Origin of the sequence: Halalkalibacterium halodurans (genome assembly GCF_004376175.1) — a bacterium.
GTDB lineage: Bacteria > Bacillota > Bacilli > Bacillales > Bacillaceae_D > Halalkalibacterium > Halalkalibacterium halodurans.
Window position 1 is genome coordinate 1 of sequence record NZ_SNUY01000144.1, and the last position, 1,738, is coordinate 1,738.

The following is a 1,738-nucleotide window of genomic DNA, read 5'->3' on the forward strand; positions in this document are numbered from 1 at the left end:
TCCGTTGATTTTTTTACAACATTGAGTTGGAAAAACTCTTCATGAAATACTTGTTTAACAACTTTAAATTCCGGCAATTCTAGTGATACGGAAAACACTTTCAGACCCTCCTGGTTTGTTTGGTTAGGCTAACATTATTGCCAGGAATCTGTGAGTGTTTTCTTCTTTTTTGTTTAAATCACTAAAAGTGGTGATGAACCAAAAAATTAGGTGGCACGTGCTTAAATGAAGGGTGTATGCCTACGAAATCATTGTTAGAAAGTGCAGCCACCTATGATAAAGTGAAACACGCAAGTGATTATGGCATTAAGGGGCCAGTAGATGAAATGCGTATCGAGTGGGGACAAGTACAGGCTCGTAAAAATCAAATTGTCCACCAGCTTGTGAAAGGGATCGATTATTTACTAAAGAAGCATAAAATAGAGCTTCTGGAAGGCACGGCTTCGTTTCAATCGGCACATGAATTACTTGTGCAAACAGAACGAGGTCAACAAACAATCGAAGCAAATCGAATTATCATCGCGACAGGTTCTGAACCGACTCCGTTACCTTTTGCTCCTTTTGACAGGGAATGGGTTATCAGTAGTGAACAAGCAATGTCGTTACCTATCCAGCCTGAATCTATGATCATTGTAGGGGGCGGGGTGATTGGTTGTGAATTTGCAAGTATTTATGGACGGATGGGAACGAAAGTGACGATCATTGAAATGGCTGATCGGTTGCTGTTTGGTGAGGATCACGATATTTGTAAGGTTTTAATGGAGGAGCTCAAACGACAAGGGGTTGAAATCTATCCATCGACGGTCATCAAAGAAATGCAGCGTGACCGCAAGCAGGTTGTTGTTGAACGAGATGGTCAAGTGGAGGTTTTAACTGGTGATTATGTGCTTGTTGCCATAGGAAGAAAGCCGCGTTTACAAGAGATAGGATTAGAGAGAATTGGAGTTGATTTTACTTCACGAGGTATAACGGTCAATGAACACATGCAGACGACGATCCCACATATTTACGCATGTGGTGACGTAATCGGAGGGATTCAGCTTGCCCACGTAGCGTTTCATGAGGGAAGCGTCGCTGCTAAGCATTTGTGTGGCGAACCTATTCAAGTGAGGTATGAGGCAGTTCCTCGTTGTATTTACACATCACCTGAAATTGCAACGGTCGGCTTGACGGAGACACAAGCGCGGGAAAACTATGAACACGTTCGAATTGGTGAATATCCGTTTGCTGCCAACGGGAAGGCGCTTATTGCGAATGAAACGATAGGAAAAGTAAAAGTTGTGGTCGAGCCTGAGTACGAGGCGATCGTCGGGTTAACGATCGTTGGACCCCATGCCACGGAATTAATTGCTCAAGGAACGCTCATGGTACACAATGAATTAACGCTTGATAGTTTAGAGTCGTTTATCGCTGCTCACCCAACCGTATCGGAAGCTGTACATGAAGCTGTGCTGCAAGCATTAGGCCAGGCGGTTCATGTCTAATTTTTTGGCCATTCCTTGATTGATCTGATTGTTAGCGCTTTCTTTTGTGGTATAATCAAACCAAATCTTGATCTATCTTGACATCTATTAGCGACCCTGCTGATTCATTAAAGAAACGTTTGAATCAAGGGGTAGTGTCAAAAGTTCTATGAAAAACTAGCACGGTTCATACTACCTACCATTTATTAGGTGGAAATGCCACGCTATCGCTCTTGACAAACACACCAATGGTTTATTTAGAGGTCAATCAAGGG

Annotated in this window: 1 pseudogene; it reads left to right on the top strand. The window is 42.9% G+C overall.

What is annotated here, in order from left to right:
* Window positions 1–200 precede the first annotated feature (200 nt).
* A pseudogene (gene lpdA / locus E2L07_RS20445) lies at window positions 201–1,484 on the top strand (dihydrolipoyl dehydrogenase); the annotation flags it as partial.
* Window positions 1,485–1,738: the final 254 nt, after the last annotated feature.